The organism is Bradyrhizobium pachyrhizi, assembly GCF_029714545.1.
Lineage (GTDB): Bacteria > Pseudomonadota > Alphaproteobacteria > Rhizobiales > Xanthobacteraceae > Bradyrhizobium > Bradyrhizobium pachyrhizi.
The window spans coordinates 974262-994421 of sequence record NZ_CP121667.1; the positions used below are offsets into that span (position 1 = coordinate 974262).

Annotated in this window: 20 protein-coding genes; 15 read left to right on the forward strand and 5 right to left on the reverse strand. The window is 65.0% G+C overall.

The annotated features are described in order from the left end of the window. Window positions 1-134 precede the first annotated feature (134 nt). The 12 genes from QA639_RS04385 to QA639_RS04440 all read left to right on the forward strand — a co-directional run bounded on the left by QA639_RS04385 (window position 135) and on the right by QA639_RS04440 (window position 15099). A complete protein-coding gene (locus tag QA639_RS04385; RefSeq protein ID WP_028333746.1) occupies window positions 135-1394 on the forward strand; it encodes an OpgC domain-containing protein in 1260 nt (419 codons plus the stop codon). Further along, the gene (locus QA639_RS04390; protein ID WP_152977610.1) at window positions 1391-2173 is read left to right on the forward strand and encodes an SGNH/GDSL hydrolase family protein; all 783 of its coding nucleotides are present in this window, start codon (window positions 1391-1393) and stop codon (window positions 2171-2173) included. Before QA639_RS04385 ends, QA639_RS04390 begins: the two co-directional genes overlap by 4 nt. Before the next feature lie 13 nt (window positions 2174-2186). After that, window positions 2187-3176, forward strand: coding sequence for an SGNH/GDSL hydrolase family protein (locus tag QA639_RS04395; protein ID WP_028333744.1), 990 nt, complete (start codon window positions 2187-2189; stop codon window positions 3174-3176). A gap of 257 nt (window positions 3177-3433) precedes the next feature. Beyond that, entirely contained in the window at window positions 3434-4936 is a 1503-nt protein-coding gene (gene glpK / locus QA639_RS04400) for a glycerol kinase GlpK (protein ID WP_028333743.1), read from the forward strand. Between the two features lie 281 nt (window positions 4937-5217). Next, window positions 5218-7662, forward strand: a complete 2445-nt coding sequence (locus tag QA639_RS04405) for a penicillin acylase family protein (RefSeq protein ID WP_283089246.1) — start codon at window positions 5218-5220, stop codon at window positions 7660-7662. A gap of 768 nt (window positions 7663-8430) precedes the next feature. Beyond that, complete coding sequence (locus QA639_RS04410; protein WP_283089247.1) at window positions 8431-8688, forward strand: hypothetical protein; 258 nt, start codon at window positions 8431-8433, stop codon at window positions 8686-8688. Window positions 8689-8900: 212 nt separating this feature from the next. Further along, a complete protein-coding gene (locus QA639_RS04415; RefSeq protein ID WP_283089248.1) occupies window positions 8901-9494 on the forward strand; it encodes a GNAT family N-acetyltransferase in 594 nt (197 codons plus the stop codon). Between the two features lie 332 nt (window positions 9495-9826). Further along, window positions 9827-10453 (forward strand): glutathione S-transferase family protein, encoded by a 627-nt coding sequence (locus QA639_RS04420; protein ID WP_283089249.1) that lies wholly within the window; start codon window positions 9827-9829, stop codon window positions 10451-10453. Window positions 10454-10981: 528 nt separating this feature from the next. Beyond that, window positions 10982-12397 (forward strand): threonine synthase, encoded by a 1416-nt coding sequence (gene thrC, locus QA639_RS04425; RefSeq protein WP_198400320.1) that lies wholly within the window; start codon window positions 10982-10984, stop codon window positions 12395-12397. Then, window positions 12397-13686: a M16 family metallopeptidase gene (locus tag QA639_RS04430; RefSeq protein WP_157348368.1), complete on the forward strand. Its 1290-nt coding sequence runs from the start codon at window positions 12397-12399 to the stop codon at window positions 13684-13686. The genes thrC and QA639_RS04430 overlap by 1 nt, the downstream gene beginning before the upstream one ends. A 59-nt stretch (window positions 13687-13745) precedes the next feature. Then, window positions 13746-14333 (forward strand): GNAT family N-acetyltransferase, encoded by a 588-nt coding sequence (locus tag QA639_RS04435; RefSeq protein ID WP_026191927.1) that lies wholly within the window; start codon window positions 13746-13748, stop codon window positions 14331-14333. Window positions 14334-14448: 115 nt separating this feature from the next. Continuing rightward, the gene (locus QA639_RS04440) at window positions 14449-15099 is read left to right on the forward strand and encodes a hypothetical protein (protein ID WP_028333737.1); all 651 of its coding nucleotides are present in this window, start codon (window positions 14449-14451) and stop codon (window positions 15097-15099) included. Window positions 15100-15227: 128 nt separating this feature from the next. Here QA639_RS04440 and QA639_RS04445 read toward each other — a convergent pair whose 3' ends face one another. The 5 genes from QA639_RS04445 to QA639_RS04465 form a co-directional block, all read right to left on the reverse strand. Next, window positions 15228-15713, reverse strand: coding sequence for a F0F1 ATP synthase subunit B family protein (locus QA639_RS04445; RefSeq protein ID WP_028333736.1), 486 nt, complete (start codon window positions 15711-15713; stop codon window positions 15228-15230). Window positions 15714-15716: 3 nt separating this feature from the next. Continuing rightward, window positions 15717-16283, reverse strand: coding sequence for a F0F1 ATP synthase subunit B (locus tag QA639_RS04450; RefSeq protein ID WP_028333735.1), 567 nt, complete (start codon window positions 16281-16283; stop codon window positions 15717-15719). 112 nt (window positions 16284-16395) lie between these two features. After that, window positions 16396-16626 carry a F0F1 ATP synthase subunit C gene (locus QA639_RS04455; RefSeq protein WP_016847054.1) on the reverse strand — a complete coding sequence of 77 codons (231 nt, stop codon included), beginning with the start codon at window positions 16624-16626 and terminating at the stop codon, window positions 16396-16398. Between the two features lie 55 nt (window positions 16627-16681). Beyond that, the gene (locus QA639_RS04460; RefSeq protein ID WP_016847053.1) at window positions 16682-17431 is read right to left on the reverse strand and encodes a F0F1 ATP synthase subunit A; all 750 of its coding nucleotides are present in this window, start codon (window positions 17429-17431) and stop codon (window positions 16682-16684) included. Between the two features lie 72 nt (window positions 17432-17503). Further along, entirely contained in the window at window positions 17504-17875 is a 372-nt protein-coding gene (locus tag QA639_RS04465; protein WP_028333733.1) for an AtpZ/AtpI family protein, read from the reverse strand. Between the two features lie 274 nt (window positions 17876-18149). Here QA639_RS04465 and QA639_RS04470 point away from each other — a divergent pair, with 274 nt between their 5' ends. From QA639_RS04470 to QA639_RS04480, 3 genes are all read left to right on the forward strand, one after another. After that, window positions 18150-18773 (forward strand): 2-hydroxychromene-2-carboxylate isomerase, encoded by a 624-nt coding sequence (locus QA639_RS04470; protein ID WP_028333732.1) that lies wholly within the window; start codon window positions 18150-18152, stop codon window positions 18771-18773. Between the two features lie 30 nt (window positions 18774-18803). Then, a complete protein-coding gene (locus tag QA639_RS04475; RefSeq protein WP_157348367.1) occupies window positions 18804-19328 on the forward strand; it encodes a hypothetical protein in 525 nt (174 codons plus the stop codon). A gap of 265 nt (window positions 19329-19593) precedes the next feature. After that, entirely contained in the window at window positions 19594-20067 is a 474-nt protein-coding gene (locus tag QA639_RS04480; RefSeq protein WP_028333730.1) for a secondary thiamine-phosphate synthase enzyme YjbQ, read from the forward strand. Window positions 20068-20160: the final 93 nt, after the last annotated feature.

A 20160-nucleotide genomic window follows, 5' to 3' on the forward strand; every position in this document is an offset into this window, starting at 1 on the left:
ATCGCGGTTTCAACATAGTTCCGCTCTAAAGCGCGGCCGCATGCCGCCGCACTCCGTGCTTTGTCGGCAACTCGCGGACCGATATTATCTTTTCAGCACGGCGTGCGGGGCGTCCGCAGCCGACACGGTGTTTGATGAGCTCGATTGCCGACCCCATAGCCGGTTCGCCGGCGGCCGACGCCAAGACCGAAGTAGAGGCTGAGGCCGAGGCGAAGGTTGCTGCGCCCGCGATCACGCTGCCGGCGACCGGCGAGCGCGAGCTCCGCCTCGATCTGTTCCGCGGGCTCGCGCTGTGGCTGATCTTCATCGATCATCTGCCGACCAATCTTCTGACCTGGCTGACGATCCGCAATTACGGCTTCTCCGACGCCACCGAGATCTTCATCTTCATCTCCGGCTACACCGCGGCGTTCGTCTATGGCCGCGCGATGCTGGAGGGCGGTGTCGTGATCGCGACCGCGCGCATCCTGCGCCGGGTCTGGCAGATCTATGTCGCGCACGTCTTCCTGTTCACGATCTTCCTCGCCGAGATCTCCTATGTCGCGACCTCGTTCGAGAACCCGCTCTACTCGGAAGAAATGGGGATCATGGACTTCCTCAAGCAGCCCGACGTCACCATCGTCCAGGCGCTGCTGCTGCGCTTCCGTCCGGTCAACATGGACGTGCTGCCGCTCTACATCGTGCTGATGCTGTTCCTGCCGCTGATCCTGTGGCTGATGAAATGGAAGCCCGATGTCACGCTCGGCCTCTCGGTCGTGCTCTACGCGCTGACCTGGCAGTTCGACCTTTATCTGTCGGCTTATCCGAACGGGTTCTGGGCGTTCAATCCGTTCGCCTGGCAATTGCTGTTCGTGTTCGGCGCCTGGTGCGCGCTCGGCGGCGCGCGGCGGATGTCGCGCATCCTGTCGTCGAACATCACGATGTGGATCTGCATCGTCTATCTGGTCGCGGCGTTCTTCGTGACACTGACCTGGTACGTGCCGCAGCTCGGCCACATCATGCCGAAGGTGATCGAGCAATGGATGTATCCGATCAACAAGACCGACCTGGACGTGTTGCGGTTCGCGCACTTCCTGGCGCTCGCCGCGCTCACCGTGCGCTTCCTGCCCAGGGATTGGCCGGGCCTAAAATCGCCCTGGCTGCGACCTTTGATCCTGTGTGGCCAGCATTCGCTTGAGATATTCTGCCTCGGGGTCTTCCTCGCCTTCGCCGGTCACTTCGTGCTTGCCGAAGTCTCTGGCGGTGCCGCACTGCACGCCTTGATCAGCGTCTGCGGCATCCTCATCATGTGCGGCATGGCGTGGATCATTTCGTGGTACAAGCACTCCGCCGACAAAGGCGCCTCGAAAAAAGGCGCCGCCGGCAACGCCGATCTGGCGGGAGGGGGAGCATGAAGTCCGCGCGGACGATGCTGGGCCTGACGCTGCTCGCAGCCTGCCTGACGGCCGGTTTGGCGGCGGCGCCCGCGCGCGCCGGCGACACCGCGGAGCCGCCCCCGCCGCCGCCCTGCGACGTGCCCGCCTATCTGCTTACGAGCGAGAGCTCGCTGCCCAAGGTCACCGACGCCATCAAGTCCAACCGGCCGCTCAACGTGCTGGTGGTCGGCAGCCGCTCCTCGACCATCCAGGGCAACGAGGCGAGCGCCTATCCGGCCACACTGCAGGCGGCGCTGAAGGAAGCGTTGCCGTCGTCGACGATCGATCTATCCGTAGAATTACAGGGTAAGAGCACCGCCGAGGAGACCGCGGGAACTCTTGTTAAGCTTGTTGAAGCAAAAAAGCCTACTTTGGTTATCTGGCAGACCGGAACCGTCGATGCTATGCGAGCGGTCGATCCCGACGATTTCCGTACCGCCATCAACGAAGGCGTTGTTGCGTTGCGGGACGCCGGGACCGACGTGGTGCTGGTCAATCTGCAATACAGCCCGCGTACGGAGACGATGATCTCTGCGCCGCCCTATCTCGACAACATGAAGGTGGTGGCGCAGCAGCACGACGTTCCGCTGTTCGACCGGTTCGCGATTATGAAGCAGTGGAGCGACGCCGGATATTTTGACCTGTTCAGCACCTCGCATGGTGTCGATCTGGCCAAGAAGGTTCATGCCTGTCTCGGCCGCGCACTGGCGAAATTCGTGATCGATGCGGCCCATCTGGGCCCGGTGCAGCAGAATTAAGGAAGCAGAGTAAATGCGTTTTGCCTTCCCTTTTCGCGCTTCCGCAGGGCGAGGTCTCCGCGCCGTTGCGGTGCTGACGCTGCTCGCGGTCGTGCCGTCGCGCGCGCAGACCGACCAGCATGCGGCGCTTTCGTCCGACGGCAAGACCGAGGCTGCAAAGCCTGATGCGACGCTGCCGGCTGCGACGACCGATGCGACCAATCCGCCGCAACCCGGCGTCGCCGCGAAGGCGCTCGACAGGGTGAAGCAGGCCGCGAAATCCGCCAGCGACATCTTCCACCGCGTGCCCTGTCATCAGCCCAAGGGCGTGCCGAACAGTACCGGCTCGCTGCCGCATGTCGCGGCCAAGCTCGCCGCCGGCAAGCCGGTCGTCATCATCGCGTTCGGCTCGTCCTCGACCCAGGGTTATGGATCGTCGGCGCCGGAATTCACCTATCCGAACCGGCTGGCCGGACAGTTGCGGCGGCAGTATCCGTCCGCCGACATCACCGTGCTCAATCGCGGCAAGGGCGGCGAGGACGCGCCCGAGATGATGGCGCGGCTGCAAACCGAGGTCATCGACGTCCATCCCGACATGGTGATCTGGCAGGTCGGCACCAACGCGGTGCTGCGCAACCTCGATCCCGCCGAGACCGCCAAGCAGGTCGAGGACGGCGTGGCGCGCCTTCAGGCGTCCGGCGCCGACGTCGTGCTGGTCGATCCGCAATATTCGCCGCGCGTCACCGAGCGCCCCGAAAGCGCGCGCGGCATGGTGAAGCTGCTCGGCCGCATCGCAGCGCTGCGCCATGTCGGCATCTTCCCGCGCTTCGAGGTGATGCGCGACTGGCACGAGAAACAGGCGATCCCGATCAACGATTTCGTCATCGCCGACGGCCTGCACATGAACGACTGGGGCTATGCCTGCTTCGCCCAGCTGCTCGGCGACGACATCATCCGCTCGGTCGGCGCGATCAAGATCGGCGTCAACGTCCCCGCCGACGTCAGGACCTACCGGCCGATGTGATCGGACTCTCTCTTCGCGGACCCGTTGGCGCGCGTCAGAGAATGTAGGTGCATGAATCACCAGCGGCACCAAGCATTCAATGTTGTCCCGGCCTAGTGCGCAATTGCGCACTAGGCCGGGACGACAGCGGAGCGTGTGGCGCCACTCGCGCCTTAGGACCACGGGTCGCTCACCACCACCTCCCCAAGCTTGACCTTGCCACGGTAATCCGCTCCTTTGGCCTTGACGCATTCTCCTAAGCGCCAAAGGAAACGCTCATGTCTTTCGTGCTGGCCATCGATCAGGGCACCACATCGTCGCGCGCCATGGTGTTTCGCGGCGACATCTCCATCGCCGCCGTCGCGCAGCAAGAGTTTCCGCAGCATTTCCCCGCCTCCGGCTGGGTCGAGCACGAGCCGGAGGATATCTGGACCTCGACCGTGATGGTGTGCCGCGAGGCGCTGGAGAAGGCCGGCCTCAAGGCGAAGGACATCGCCGCGATCGGCATCACCAACCAGCGCGAGACCACCGTGGTGTGGGACCGCGCCACAGGACAGGCCGTGCACCGCGCCATCGTCTGGCAGGACCGCCGCACCGCCGACATCTGCGCCAGGCTCAAGGCCGAGGGCCATGAGCCGGCGATCTCGGCCAAGACCGGCCTGATCATCGATCCTTATTTCTCCGGCACAAAAGTGGCCTGGATCCTCGATCACGTGCCGGGCGCGCGCGAGCGCGCCGAGCGCGGCGAGCTGCTGTTCGGCACCGTCGACTGCTATTTGCTGTGGCGGCTCACCGGTGGAAGAGTCCACGCCACCGACGCCACCAATGCCTCGCGCACGCTGCTGTTCAACATCCACACCGGCGCCTGGGACGACGACCTCGTCAACCTCTTGCGCGTGCCGCGCTCGATGCTTCCCGAGGTGAAGGATTCCTCCGCCCGGTTCGGCGAGAGCACCGCCGATTTGTTCGGTGGGCCGATCGCGATCTCCGGGATTGCCGGCGACCAGCAGGCCGCGACCATCGGCCAGGCCTGCTTCGAGCCCGGCATGATGAAGTCGACCTACGGCACCGGCTGCTTCGCGCTGCTCAACACCGGCACCACGCCGGTGGCCTCGAAGAACAAACTGCTCACCACCATCGCCTACCAGCTCGGCGGCCAGCGCACCTACGCGCTCGAGGGCTCGATCTTCGTCGCCGGCAGCGCGGTGCAGTGGCTGCGCGACGGGCTCGGCATCATCAAGCACGCCGCCGAGACCGGGCCGCTCGCCGATAAATCGGACAGCATGCAGAGCGTCTATTTGGTGCCCGCCTTCGTCGGTATGGGCGCGCCGTACTGGAATCCGCGCGTGCGCGGCGCGCTGTTCGGGCTGACCCGCAACACCGGCCCGGCCGAGCTCGCGCATGCGACGCTGGAGAGCGTCTGCTACCAGACCTTCGATCTGTGGGCCGCGATGCGCACCGACTGGCCGGAGGCCAACGCCGCCAACACCGTGCTGCGCGTCGACGGCGGCATGACCGCCTCCGACTGGACCATGCAGCGGCTCGCCGATCTGCTCAACGCCCCGGTCGATCGCCCGATGATCCAGGAGACCACGGCTCTGGGAGCCGCCTATCTCGCCGGCCTCGATGCCGGCGTCTATCCGGAGCCGACAAAATTCGCCGACAACTGGCGGCTCGAGCACCGCTTCAGGCCGGCGATGAGCCAGGCGACGCGCGAGCGCAAGCTCGCCGGCTGGGCCCGCGCCGTGAAGGGCGTGCTGGCGAGCGACGAGGGGGAGTGATGAACTGATGTTGCGGCAAGCTCGCTGCACCTCTCCCGCTTGCGGGGTCGAGACGAGCGAAGCTCACTCTTAGGTCGTAGCGCATCGTCGGATGCACTACGGATCGGGGGCTCTCTCCTCACCAAGAGTGTCGCAAGCGGCGAAACTCCCACCCTGACCCTCTCAGCGCGAGCTTTGCCCGTCGCGACCCGCAAGCGGGAGAGGGGGCGAAGCTTCGCTGCGGCTGCTGTTCAATCTCGCCAAGTGTGCACAACAATCAATAACAACCATCGGAGAACAACATGAACACGGATCTCAACCGCGTCGCCAAGCTACTCACTGCCGCACTCTGCGCCGCAATACTTGCTGCACCCACCACCGCGCGTGAGAAGCCGAGCCCGCTCGTCGCGGCGCGCGAGGTCAAGACCGACGTCGCCGGGCTGAAGGCGCCGGGGCAGATCCTGGTCGATGTCTGGGGCATCCCGCACATCTATGCCGGCAACGAGCACGACCTGTTCTTCCTGCAGGGCTTCAATGCCGCGCGCGATCGGCTCTGGCAGATCGATCTCTGGCGCAAGCGCGGGCTCGGCCTCCTGGCGAAGGACTTTGGCCCCGCTTATGCCGAGCAGGACAAGGCGCTGCGTCTGTTCCTCTATCGCGGCGACATGAATGCGGAATGGGCCGCCTATGGCCCGAAGGCGAAATCCTATGCAGAGGCGTTCGTCGCCGGCGTCAACGCCTATGTCGCCGACGTCCAGGCGGGCAAGCGCGCGCTGCCGATCGAGTTCAGGATCGCAGGCACGATGCCGGACCTGTGGTCGGCGGAGGATGTCGTGCGCGTCCGCAGCCATGGTCTCACGCGCAACGTCGCCTCCGAGGTGAAGCGTTCGCGGGTCGCCTGCGCCGCCGGCCTCGATGCCGATCGCTTCCGCGTCAAGCTGGAGCCCGCCTGGACCACCAGGATCCCCGACGGGCTCGATCCCTGCAGCGTGCCGAAGGCGGTGCTCGCCGCCTACGATCTTGCCACGCGGCCGGTGAAGTTCGCCGCGCCGAAGGACCAGAAGGCGGCGCTGGCGCATGATCCCGACACGTACCTCGCCGAGGCCGACCAGCAGCGCGACACCATCGGCTCCAACAACTGGGTGATCGCGGCAACGCGCACCGCGACCGGACGTCCGATCCTCGCCAACGATCCGCATCGCGAGCACTCGGTGCCGTCGCTGCGCTACATCGTCGGGCTCAACGCGCCCGGCATCTCCGTGATCGGCGCCGGCGAGCCGGCGCTGCCGGGCATCTCGATCGGCCACAACGACACCATCGCGTTCGGGCTGACCATCTTCAACGTCGACCAGGAAGATCTCTACGTCTACGAGCTCAACCCCGACAATCCGAACCAGTACCGCTATGGCAGCGGCTGGGAGGACATGCGGATCGTGCATGAGAAGGAAGCGGTGAAGGGCGAGGCCGACCGCGACCTCGAGCTGAAGTTCACCCGCCACGGCCCGGTGATCTTCGTCGACGCCGATAAGAAGCGTGCCTTCGCCGTGCGCTCGATCTGGTTCGAGCCGGGCACCTCGGCCTATTTCGGCTCGTCCGACTACATGACGGCGAAGAACTGGAACGGCTTCCTCGGCGCGATGCGGCGCTGGGGCGCGCCGTCGGAGAACCAGGTCTATGCCGACACGTCAGGCAATATCGGCTGGGTCGCCGCCGGCAAGACGCCGCGCCGCGCCAGTTTCGACGGCCTGATGCCGGTGCCCGGCGACGGCCGCTATGAGTGGCAGGGCTTTCTGTCGCTCGACGAGTTGCCGAAGCTGTATCAGCCGAAACAGGGCTTTATCGCCACCGCCAACCAGATGAATCTGCCGGCGGATTATCCGGTGGGTGAGCGCCGGGTCGGATTCGAATGGGCCGACAGCGCGCGCTGGCAGCGCATCACCGAGGTGCTGCAGGCCAACAGCAAGGTGACGCTGGCGGACGCGATGGCGCTGCAGAACGACGACACCGGCATGCTCGCGCGGCGCCTCGTCGCGCTGCTGAAGCCGCTCACGTCGGATGACGCGAACGTCAGGAAGGGCCTCGATCTGCTCAAGGCGTGGGATGCGCGTGACGCGGCCGATAGCGCGGCCGCCGCGGTCTACGAGGTGTGGATCGCAAACCATCTCGGCCCGGTGCTGCTCAAGACCACCGCGCCGAAGGCGGCCGAACTGATCGCGCCGGAGGCCTCCAGCATCTCCGCCATTGTCGGCTATCTCGAAAAGCCGGACGCGGCGCTCGGCAGCGATCCGGCAGCGGAGCGCGACCGCGTGCTGCGCGACAGTCTCGGCGAGGCGGTCGCCGATGTTGCCGACAAGCTCGGGAGCGATGCGTCGACCTGGCGCTGGGGCCGGCTGCATGTCGCGCAATTCAATCACGCGCTGATGCCGCTCGCCGACAAGGCGACCGCGGCGCAGATGCAGGTCGGCCCGCTCGCCTTTGGCGGCGCCGCCAACGTGCCGCGCGCCGCCACCTATCGCCGCTCCGACTATCATCTGATCTCCGGCGCTTCATTCCGCATGGTGCTCGATGTCGGCAATTGGGATGCGAGCCGCGCCGTCAACACGCCGGGCCAATCCGGCGATCCCTTCAGCGGCCACTACCGCGACCTCGCGCCGCTATGGGCGACGGGCCAGTATGTGCCGCTGCTCTACAGCCGCAGCGCCGTCGAAGCCGCGACCGCGGAAGCGATCGCGCTGACGCCGAGGTGAGCAGGGCGGTCGCCCAAAGCTCCACTGTCGTCCCGGGCAAGCGGAGCGCGACCCGGGACCCATAACCACGAATGCTGATTGTCTTGCGATGTTGGGGCCGTAGCGTGCCTTATCAACTCAACCCTCTGGTAATGGATCCCGGCTTCCGTGCGCAATTGCGCACTAGGCCGGGACGACACCGAGTGTTCGGCACCGCTGTAGCCGCAACCGCGGAGGCGATCACGGTGACGCCGAGGTGACGGGCGAGTACGTCTCACTGGCTGCGCCACAAACTCCGCCGTCGTCCCGGCGAAGGCCGGGACCCATAACCACGAATGCCAATTGTCTTGCGATGTCGAGGCCACAGCGTCGTTCAACAACGTAGTCCTGTGGTAGTTGGTCCCGGCTCCCGTGCGCAATTGCGCACTAGGCTGGGACGACGTCAAACGTGTGGCGAGCACCGCGCTCACTTTTCCTGCTTCTCCTGAAGGCGGAAGCGCGACCCGGGATTCATCCATGCGAATGCCGACGCGGACTGCGGCGGTCAGTCACTATTCACTTTGTGCCATCAACGCGGCGGCGCATCTGGATCACTACAAGTTGACGTTTGCGATTTGCGCATGGACTTCCCGCGACGCTGTGCGCGGGGGTCCAAGAAGCGTTGGCTTCTGCCTGCTAGTCTGACCGATCGTGATCGCCGCCGGCCTGTGACGGTTTTCACATCCGGCGCGAGCACGTATTTTCTGAAAGCGATTGAAAGCTCAGCTGGTTACTTCACAGGAGCTGACCATGACGAAAATCATTCTTGTTTCGATCGCAGTTGCTTCTCTGTCCACGGCGGCACTCGCCGATGCACGCACGGCACAACACCGGGCCCACCAGCGTCTCGTGATGGGTACCGCACTAAGTCCTGCCGTGCTCAATGCCAACGCCAGTCTCAATGGCGATGTCAGCGACCGCGCGATGCGTATGCGGAGCCTTCGCGAGTCCGGCTACAACCCGAAGAACGATTTCGACGCCAACGGCAACGTATGGGTCGGCAACTAACCGAGTACGGGAGGGCCTGGGGAGCCCTCCCTCAAAGCGCGTTCAAGCTGGTTTATCCCGCTCGTTGGACCTGTCCGCTCGAATGAGCAGCGGCGGATGCGGCGGATTACCTCGTCTGCTTCTCCTGACCAGGCATTGCGCGCAGCGTTGCATTGCATCCGCGGCGACGTGCGGTTATGTCCCGTCGACAGCCTGCAAACAGAGGTCGCGCGATGCCGCTGCCCGACGGTTACTCCGACATCCCCCACGGCAAGATTGCTGCCGTCGTCACCCATCTGGAAATGACCGCGCGTCCGCCGCTGCGCGACGATCCGCCCGGCGCGTGGCGCCTTCGCAAGGTCGATCCGCCCGCGCTCGACTGGTATCGCGATATCTATCGCCGGGTCGGCGAGGAGTGGCTGTGGTTCACCCGCACCGGGCTCGATGACGCCGATCTCGCCTCGAGGATCCACGGCCCCGGCAACGAGCTTTTCGGGCTGGCCGTCGACGGCCAGGATGAGGGCCTGCTCGAACTCGATTTCAGCGTGGCCGGCGAATGCCAGTTGCTCTATTTCGGCGTCACCGCAAGATTCATCGGCACCGGCGCCGCGCGCTTCCTGATGAACCGCGCGCTCGAGATCGCCTGGTCGCGCGACATCAGCCGCGTCTGGGTACACACCTGCACCTTCGACCATCCCTCGGCCGTCGCGTTCTACCAGCGCTCCGGCTTCCGTGCGTTCCTGCGGCAGATCGAGGTGGCGGATGATCCGAGGCTCGATGGTAAGCTGCCGCGCGATGCGGCGAGGCACGTGCCGGTGATCGGGTAGCTGCTGCCACAAACTCCGCTGTCGTCCCGGGCAAGCGCAAGCGCGACCCGGGACCCATAACCACCGAAGTGAGTTGGTTTGCGTCGCTGGGGCTCCAGCCTCTACCACAACGGGGGCCGGTGGTTATGGGTCCCTGCTTTCGCAGGGACGACACTGAATATGTGGGTCAATTGCCGGCATGCGTCACTGGAATGACTCAGTGTCTTGCAACGCCGCGCGGCCCATCTAGGATGGTGCAAAGCGCAACCTTTGACCCCGGCTTGGCCGCCACACCTTCGAAAGCCCTGCTTTCGCGGCAACGGCCTGCCGCGGCATGACCGACGAGATGCCAGATGTTTCTGATCGGCCAGTACGACTCGCCCTTTGTCCGCCGCACCGCGATCGCGCTGCGGCTCTATGGATTGCCGTTCGAGCACAAGCCGTGGTCGACCTTCGGCGATGCGGAGAAGGTTGCCGCCTACAATCCGGTGCGGCGGGTGCCGACGCTGGTGCTCGATGACGGCGAGGCGCTGATCGAGAGCGGCGCGATCCTGGATTATCTCGACGAGTTGGTCGGTCCGGACAAGGCGATGATCGCGCGCTCGGGCGAGGGGCGGCGCAAGCATCTGCGTATCACGGCGCTGGCGACCGGGCTCGCCGACAAGGCGGTGAGCCTTGTCTATGAGCACGTGCTGCGCAAGGAGCAGCTGAAGCTCTGGGTCGAGCGCTGCGAGGCGCAGATCGCGGGCGTGCTCGCGGTGCTGGAGCAGGAGCGCGCGGCCGTGCCGACGCCTTATTGGTCGGGCGATCGCATCGGTCATGCCGACGTCGCGGTGGCCTGCGCGCTGCGCTTCACCGGCGAGGCGCATCCGCACCTGTTCGACGCGCGCTATCCGGCGCTCAAGGCCCACGCCGCGCGCTGCGAGGCGCTGCCGCCGTTCCAGGAGATCGTGCAGCCGCTGGCGCCGCCGAAGGGGTAGGGGGGGCGCGTCTTCCTCCGTCGTCATTCCCCGGTGCGCAATCGCGCACCTGAGGGCGTGCGGAGCATGAATCCATTTGGCCCGATGGATTCCGGGTTCTCGCTTCGCGAGCCCCGGAATGACGAAGAAATGCCGTGCAGCAAACTCCTCGTCGTCCTGGCGAAAGCCAGGACCCATTACCCCAAATCTTAATTGCTGCGCGATGCTGGGGCCGCCATCCCGTTCATCACCGAGTGCGGTGGTTATGGGTCCTGGCTTTCGCCAGGACGACGGCGGTGAATGCGGAGCCGGTGATGGTCAGTCGCGGGCAACACCGGCTTTCGCCAGGACGACGGCGGTGAATGCGGAGCCGGTGATGGTCAGTCGCGGGCAACACCACCCCCCGCGTCTGGGCGACCCCGCAGCGCTTCGGGCTACCCATTGCCGGTCCGATCTTCTATGGTGAACCGTTCGGGTCGCACGAGGCGAACTCGATAATTCCATGATATCAAAGGCTTAAGGCTCGGATCGAAGCCTTTGGAGGGCGGTTTGACGCGGTATATTTCGACCAGGGGCGAGGCCCCGGTGCTCGGCTTCTGCGATGTGATGCTGACCGGGCTTGCCCGTGACGGCGGGCTCTACGTGCCCGAGACCTGGCCGCAACTGTCGCCCGAGACCATCGCCACCTTCTTCGGCCGTCCCTATTGGGAGGTCGCGGTCGAGATCATCCGTCCGTTTGTCGCCGGCGAGATTTCCGACGCCGAGCTCGGCCGCATGGCCAACGAGGCCTATGCCACGTTCCGCCATCCCGCGGTGGTGCCGCTCGACCAGGCCGGGCCGAACCAGTTCCTGCTCGAGCTGTTCCACGGGCCGACCCTGGCGTTCAAGGACGTCGCGATGCAGCTGATCTCGCGGCTGATGGATCACGTGCTGGCCAAGCGCGCGCAGCGCACCACCATCGTGGTCGCGACGTCGGGCGATACCGGCGGCGCCGCGGTCGAGGCTTTTGCCAATCTCGACAATGTCGACCTCGTGGTGCTGTTCCCGAACGGGCGCATCTCCGAGGTGCAGCGCCGCATGATGACGACGACCGGCGCCGCCAACGTCCACGCGCTCGCGATCGAAGGCACCTTCGACGATTGCCAGGCGCTGGTGAAGGCGATGTTCAACAACCATCGCTTCCGCGACCAGGTGGCGCTGTCGGGCGTCAACTCGATCAACTGGGCGCGCATCGTCGCGCAGGTGGTCTATTACTTCACCTCGGCGGTCGCGCTCGGCTCGCCGCAGCGCACCGTCGACTTCACGGTGCCGACCGGCAATTTCGGCGACATCTTCGCGGGCTATGTCGCCAAGCGGATGGGGCTGCCGATCCGGAACTTGCGCATCGCCGCCAACGTCAACGACATCCTGGCGCGCACGCTGAAGACCGGCATCTACGAGGTGCGCGAGGTGCACGCCACGACGTCGCCGTCGATGGACATCCAGGTGTCCTCGAACTTTGAGCGGCTGCTGTTCGAGGCGAGCGGCCGCGACGCCGATCAGGTTCGCCGCCTGATGGCCTCGCTGAAGCAGTCCGGCCGCTTCGTGCTGCCGGATGCGACGCTGGCCGCCGTGCGCCGTGATTTCGACGCCGGCCGCGCCGACGAGACCGAGACGGCGGCCGCGATCCGCGCCGCCTGGCGCGAGGCGGGCGATCTGGTCGATCCCCACACCGCCGTGGCGCTCGCGGTCGCCGACCGCGACACCTCGGATTCCAAGATCCCGAACATCGTGCTGTCGACCGCGCACGCGGCCAAATTCCCCGACGCGGTGGAAGCCGCCTGCGGGGTGCGTCCGCAGCTGCCGGTCTGGCTCGGAGGCCTGATGAGCAAATCCGAACATATCACGGTCATGAAGAATGATTCCGCCGAGGTCGAGCGCTTCGTGCTGGCGGTCAGCCGTGCTGCCAAGCAGGGAGTTGCCTGATGGGCGTTGAAATCACCAAGCTGCCGAGCGGCCTGACGATCGTCACCGACACCATGCCGCATCTGGAAACCGCGGCGCTCGGGGTCTGGGCCGGCGTCGGCGGGCGCGACGAGAAGCCGAACGAGCACGGCATCTCGCATCTGCTCGAACACATGGCGTTCAAGGGCACGGCGCGGCGCTCCTCGCGCGAGATCGTCGAGGAGATCGAGGCGGTCGGCGGCGACCTCAATGCCGGGACCTCGACCGAGACCACGGCCTATTATGCGCGGGTGATGAAGGCGGATGTACCGCTGGCGCTCGACGTGCTCTCCGACATCCTCGCCAACCCCACCTTCGTGCCGGACGAGCTGGAGCGCGAGAAGAGCGTCATCGTGCAGGAGATCGGCGCGGCGCAGGATACCCCCGACGACGTCGTGTTCGAGCATCTCAACGAGCTCTGCTATCCGGAGCAGCCGATGGGCCGCTCGCTGCTCGGCACCGCCAAGACGCTGAAGGCCTTCGATCGCGACATGCTGCGCGGCTATCTCTCGACGCATTACCGCGCCCCCGACATGGTGGTCGCGGCCGCCGGCGCGGTCGATCACACGCGGATCGTCGAGGACGTCACGCAGAAGTTTGCAAGCTTCGACGCCACGCCGGCGCCGCAGCCGCAGGCCGCGATGTTCGGCAAGGGCGGCTCGCGGGTGGTGCATCGCGATCTCGAGCAGGCACATCTGACGCTGGCGCTCGAAGGCGTGCCGCAGACCGACCCCTCGCTGTTCTCGCTGCAGGTCTTCACCAACACGCTCGGCGGCGGGATGTCGTCGCGGCTGTTCCAGGAGGTGCGCGAGAAGCGCGGACTGTGCTACTCGATCTACACCTTCCACGCGCCCTACACCGACACCGGCTTCTTCGGCCTCTACACCGGGACCGATCCGGCGGATGCGCCGGAAATGATGGAAGTCATCGTCGACGTCATCAACGACGCGGTCGAAACCCTGACCGAGGCCGAGGTCGCCCGCGCCAAGGCGCAGATGAAGGCCGGCCTGTTGATGGCGCTGGAAAGCTGTTCATCGCGGGCCGAACAATTGGCACGCCATGTGCTAGCCTATGGCCGGCCGCAGACGGTGGAAGAGCTGGTGGCCCGGATCGACGCGGTCAGCGTCGAATCGAGCCGCAACGCCGCCCGTGCCCTGCTGGCGCGCAGCCGGCCCGCCGTTGTCGCGCTCGGCAGCGGCAGGGGTCTGGACACGGCGGTGGCTTTTGCGGAAGGATTGACGAAGTCGAAGGCAAAGACGCTGCTGCACTAAGGGGGCCGCGAGGCTCGGGGCAGGGTGTCACGCCCGAATGGGCGGGGGAGTGTTGGGCCATGGCCCTGTTTCGTTTGCCGTCCAATGGACCCGCTGCACTGATGCCGCGCGGTCACGGGCTCTTGCTGCGCGCGCCGCAGATGTCGGATTTCCCGCAATGGGCGCAATTGCGCGAATTCAGCCGCGCCTATCTCACGCCGTGGGAACCGATCTGGCCCTCCGACGACCTGACCCGCGCCGGCTTCCGCCGGAGGCTGCGCCGCTACACCGAGGATATCGCCGCCGACCGCTCCTATCCGTTCATCATCTTCCGCGAATCGGACGGGGTGATGATCGGCGGCATCACGCTCGCCAATGTCCGCCGCGGCATCGTGCAGGCCGGCACGATCGGCTATTGGGTCGGGCTGCCGCATGCCCATCGCGGCTACATGACGACGGCGCTGCGGGTACTGCTGCCCTCGTTGTTCGGCGAGCTCAATCTGCACCGCATCGAGGCGGCCTGCATTCCCTCCAACGCCTCGTCGATCCGCGTGCTGGAGAAGTGCGGCTTCACCCGCGAGGGCCTGGCGCGGCGCTATCTCTGCATCAATGGGATCTGGCAGGACCACCTGCTGTTCGGCCTGCTGCACGAGGATTTCCGCGGCTGATCCGTAAGCCTTTTTGCGGAGGGCGGTGCCGCCCTCGATGCCTTGGGTTCGCCGCCATTGCCTTGCTATAACGGCCGCGAAACAGGGAACCCGGTTGGGAAATTTGAGGATATTGATGGGTGAAAGGGTGATCAGGTTCGCGCTCGCAGCGGCGGTATCGATCGGTCTCGGTGCCACGCTGCTGCCTTCGGCAGCTTCCGCGCAGTCGCTGAGCGACCGCTTCAAGAGCCTGTTCGGCGGCGGCTCGTCCGACCAGGACAAGCCGGCGACGCCCGCGGCGCCGCAGCAGCTCAACGATGCCGACGCTGAACTGACCTGCCCGCCGGTACAGATTCGCTCCGGGGCCTCGACCTATTCGGTGGCCGCGAACGGCAAGGAAGCGGTCGGCAACGACGTCAAGTTCCTGGCCTCGATCACGCGCACGGCGCGGCAATGCAATCTGAACAGCGGTCAGATCACGGCCAAGATCGGTATCCAGGGGCGGATCATCGTCGGACCCCAGGGCGCGCCACCGAGCATTCAGGTGCCGCTGCGCGTCGCCGTGGTGCAGGGCGGCGTCGGCGAGAAGACCATCATGACCAAGGCCTACACCACCACGGTGCAGATGGACGAAAGCGGCAGCGTGCCATTCAGCCTGGTTGCCGAGGACGTCGTCTATCCGGCGCCGTCGCCGGCCGACAACGACAATTACATCTTCTATATCGGCTTCGACCCGCAGGCCCTGAAGCCGGAGCCCAAGGCCCGCGCGCCGCACAAGAAGAAGTAACAGAGCGTTTTCGAGCGACGTGGATACCGGTCGCGTGAAGAAAACGCGTCAAACGGACGAATTTGGACAAAACAAAAGGCCGGCGCGATGAGCTCGCGCCGGCCTTTTTTTAAGGAGTTGAGATCGCGTCAGTTCAGCTTGGAGCGGACTTCCGCGATGCCCTTGCCGACGAGGTCGTCGGCAACCGAGCCCTTGACCGACTGCGACAGGATGGTCGAGGCGGCGGTCACGGCGGCGTTGGCCGCGGCGGCGCGGACATCGGCCACGGCCTGGGCCTCGGCTTGGGCGATCTTGCTCTCGGCGGTCTTGGTCCGCCGCGCGACAAAATCTTCCATCTTGGTCTTGGCTTCGGCCGCGATCCGCTCGGCTTCGGCCTTGGCGCTGGAGATGATCTCCTCGGCCTCGCGCTCCGCGCTGGCGCGGCGCGCCTTGTACTCGCCGAGCAGCTTATTGGCCTCGTCCTTCAGGCGGCGGGCGTCTTCCAGCTCGGCCTTGATGCGCTCGGCACGGTGGTCGAGCGCCGTCAGCAGGGTGCGATGGACGCCGAGATAGCCGAACACGACCAGCAGAATGACGAAGGCGATCGCAACCCAGGTTTCCGGTTCGTAAAACATCGTCTATCCCTTCAGCGACGCGTCGACGGCGCTGTTGACCGCATTGGCGTCCGGCGTGACGCCGGCAAGTTGCTGGACGATGGCGCCGGCCGCATCCGCCGCGATGCCGCGGACGTTGCTCATGGCGTTGGTCCTCGTCGTTGCGATCTGCTTCTCGGCGTCGGCGAGCTTTGCCGCCAGCTTCGCTTCCAGCGCCTTGCGCTCGGCTTCCGAGGCCGCGTTCAGCTTCTCGCGGGTCTCGTTGCCGATCGCCTGCGCGTTGGCGCGCGCATTCGCCAGCTCGGTCTCGTAGGCCTTCAGCGCCGCGTCGGACTCGTCCTTCAGCTTCTGCGCCTCGGCCAGATCGCCCTCGATCTTGTTCTGACGTGCATCGATCGTCCCGCCGACGCGCGGCAGGGCGATTCGCGACACGATCAGGTAGAGCGCGACAAATGCAATCGCCAGCGACACCAACTGCGAGGCGAAATTGGACGAATCGAACGGCGGAAAGGCTCCGCCGTGATGTCCGCCATCGGTCTCGGTGTGGGCGCCGGCTTTCTGGCCTTTTGCCTCGCCATGACTCTCAGCCATGGTGTTCTCCTGTTGCTGTCATGCGCGCCGCCCTTGGAACGACCCTTGGGCGGCGCGAAGGGGTTACCGCAAAGCGGAACCGGGTTACCGCAGAGCGGAACCGGGGTGCCGCTCAGAGCGGAACGAACAGCAGGAGCAGCGCGATCAGCAGCGAGAAGATGCCGAGCGCTTCGGTCACGGCGAAGCCGAAGATCAGGTTGCCGAACTGGCCCTGAGCGGCCGACGGGTTACGCACCGCAGCGGCGAGGTAGTTGCCGAAGATGATGCCCACGCCGACGCCCGCGCCGCCCATGCCGATGCACGCGATGCCCGCGCCGATAAGTTTTGCTGCTGCCGGTTCCATATGTAGCTCCTTGAGAAAGATAGACAGATTGGTGGGTGGAGATTCCCCGGACCGCTTAGTGTCCCGGATGAATGGCGTCGTTGAGGTAGATGCAGGTCAGGATCGCGAACACGTAGGCCTGCAGGAACGCGACCAGCAGTTCGAGCGCGTACAGCGCAATGGTGAGCGCCAGCGGCAGCACGCCGCCGACCCAGCCGAGCGCGCCCAGCGAGAAGCCGAGCATCGCGACGAAGCCCGCGAACACCTTCAATGCGATGTGGCCGGCCAGCATGTTGGCGAACAGACGAACGCTGTGCGAGACCGGCCGCAGGAAGAACGACAGGATCTCGATGAACATGACCAGCGGCAGGATGTAGATCGGAACGCCGTGGGGGACGAAGATGCTGAAGAATTTCAAGCCGTTCTTGTAGACGCCGTAGATCAGGACGGTGAAGAACACCAAAAGCGCGAGCGCCGCGGTGACGATCAGGTGGCTCGCGATCGTGAAGGTGTAGGGGATGACGCCGACCAGGTTCGACACGCAGAGGAACATGAAGAGCGAGAAGATCAGCGGGAAGAACTTCATGCCTTCCGCGCCAGCCGTGCTGCGAATCGTGGTGGCGACGAACTCGTAGGAGATCTCGGCGACCGACTGCAGCCGTCCCGGAACCAGTTCCCGACCGCTCGCCAGCATCAGCAGCGCGATCAGCAGCACTGCGATGAGCATGAAGAGCGAGGAATTGGTGAAGGCGATCGTGTGATTGCCGATGTGGCCGAGCGTGAAGAGGGGCTCGATATTGAACTGGTGGATCGGGTCGATTTTCATCCGCGCGGCTCTTGGTCCACCGGCTATCGTGCCGGTAATCGAATTTCAAATGTCGTGACTTCCCGCCAGCGCTCAGCGCTTGCCCGAGGCCACGCCCGCGGACCTCACCACGTTGACCACCCCGGCGACGAAGCCGAGCAGCGTTAACACGATGAAGCCGAATGGCGACGTCGACAGCAAACGGTCGAACCCCCAGCCAATCGCCGCTCCGACGGCAACGCCCGCGATCAGCTCCGAGGAAAGACGAAAACCGAGCGCCATCGCCGAAGCTCTGGCCGCACTGTCCCCGCCTTCAGTACCGGATTGATCAGTCTTGCTCCTGCGGCTGTCGCGAATTTCTGACAACCGATGATCGAGACTTCCGAGCCTTGCGGAAAGCGCAGCTTCGTCAGGAGGCGATTGATCGCGACTTCCATTTGCGCCGTCGTTGGTGTTCTCAGCCATGCTGGAAACACTAACCGATGCCGCGGATGATGGAAATTGCGCCCGTCCCCGTCAAAAGCCGCGCGGACCATACTTACCGCGTCTAATCAAGTCAAGATTGCGTCGTAACCAGTTATTGCTTTGATTCTGCTGGTTTTATTTGGAGATATTCAAGGTCAGAGTGACGCAGTGATCGCAGTGCAACAGCTTGCGTGGCATTGAGCGATATTGCGTGGCTTTTCCCGCTCTGCTGGGATCGCCGAAAGTCCCGTCCTCTCACGCAGTCAGGTTCCGCATGCCGCGCCAGATCGATTACTACTTCTCGCTGCAATCCCCCTGGGCCTATATCGGCCACAAGCCCTTCGTTCGACTCATAAGCACTTACGATCTCAAGGTAAATTACCGGCCCGTGCTGCTGGTCGATCTGTTCTCGGAGACCGGCGGACTGCCGCTCGCCAAGCGCCATCCAGTGCGGCAGCGCTATCGGATGATCGAGTTGCAGCGCTGGCGCGACAAGCGGGGGCTGAATTTTCATCTGCAGCCGGCCAACTGGCCGTTCAACGGGCGCCTTGCCGATGGCGTGGTGATCGCGATGCTCGAGTCCGGCCTCGACCCCGAGCCGTTCTTGCAACGGGCCTATCCCGCGGTGTGGGAGCAGCAGCTTAATCTTGCTGATCCTGCGACGCTGGTGAAGCTCGCCGACGATGCCGGTTTGCCCGGCCGGCAGCTGGTCGAGCGCTCGGGCACTGAAGCGATCAGCGCGGCCTATGAGCAGAATCGCCAGAATGCATTGGACGCCGACGTGTTCGGCTCGCCCGGATACGTGCTCGATGGCGAGGTGTTCTGGGGCCAGGACCGGATCGAATTGCTTGAAGACGCGTTGAAGTCGGGCCGCAAGCCCTATAGCTCTGTGGTCTAGGGCAGGAATCAGGTTGAGGCGGAGCAAGCCATGCCCATCGCGATGTCGCCGTCGAAATTGTCCATCGCAATTGCTGCCATCCTGATCGCAAGCGGCGGCGCGGCGATCGCGCAAACCGCGCCGGACACCGAAAATGGCCGCTACGCATTATCACCCGCCGGCGATGGTTTCCTGCGGCTCGACACGCGCACCGGCGCGGTGTCGACCTGCACCAATTCCAGCGCCGGCTGGGCCTGTTACATGGTGCCGGACGAGCGGGCGGCGCTGGACGTCGAGATCGGGCGCCTGCAAGCCGACAATGACAAGCTCAAGGGTGAGCTCGCCGCGCGCGCACCGTCGGCCAAGACCGACGAGGCGTTGCCGAAATCGGATCAGCTGAAGAAGGCGGAGCCCAAGACCGAGCCGAAGGTCGCCGAGGGCGAGCGCAAGATCGAGATCCCGCTGCCGAGCGACCGCGACATGGATCGCATGATGTCGTTCCTGGAACGGGCCTGGCGGCGGCTGATCGAGATGGCCAACCGCGTGCAGCGCGACGTCAATGGCGGCAAGATTTGATTTTGTGCCGACACTGTTACGACAGCGTCGTCCCGACGAAAGCCGGGACCCATACGCCGCGGCCTCTCGATTTCGATGACTCGGAGTTGATGTCTCGCCGAACTAAAGCATGATCCGGAAAAGTGCGAAGCGGTTTTCCGAAGAGATCATGCTCAAACAAAGAGCTAAGGCGCGATGACGATTCAACCTAATCTCATCGCGCTTTAATGAACATCGGTGGTTATGGGTCCCGGCCTTCGCCGGGACGACATAGTGAGAGTTACAGATGAACTCATCGAGGACCATCACGCACTCGGCGCCATCCTCCGTCGCGGCAACCAGCATCGTGTCGTCGCGCTTGACCGTCGAAACGTCGAGCGCCGGCTTCACCGACATCACGCGCGAGGTCGCCAAATTCCTGCGCGAGGCGCGCGCCGGCGAGGGTGCGGTCACGCTGTTCATCCGCCACACCTCGGCCTCGCTGACGATCCAGGAGAATGCCGATCCGACCGTGCTGGTCGATCTGATGACGGCGCTCGACCGTGCGGCGCCCGAAGACGGCGGCTGGCGTCACGACACCGAAGGCCCTGACGACATGCCGGCGCACATCAAGTCCATGCTGACGGCGACCTCGCTGCAGGTCCCCGTGCTCGACGGCGAGATGGCGCTCGGCACCTGGCAGGGCATCTATCTGATCGAGCATCGCGCCCGCCCGCACCGGCGCGAGATCGTACTGCAATTCATCGGCGCTACGCGCTGACGTGCGCGATCCATCTCTTAAGACCTGGCCTCCAAATGACATCGGCCGCGGATCGCTCCGCGGCCGATGCAGTTTGATTTGATCGCGATGTCG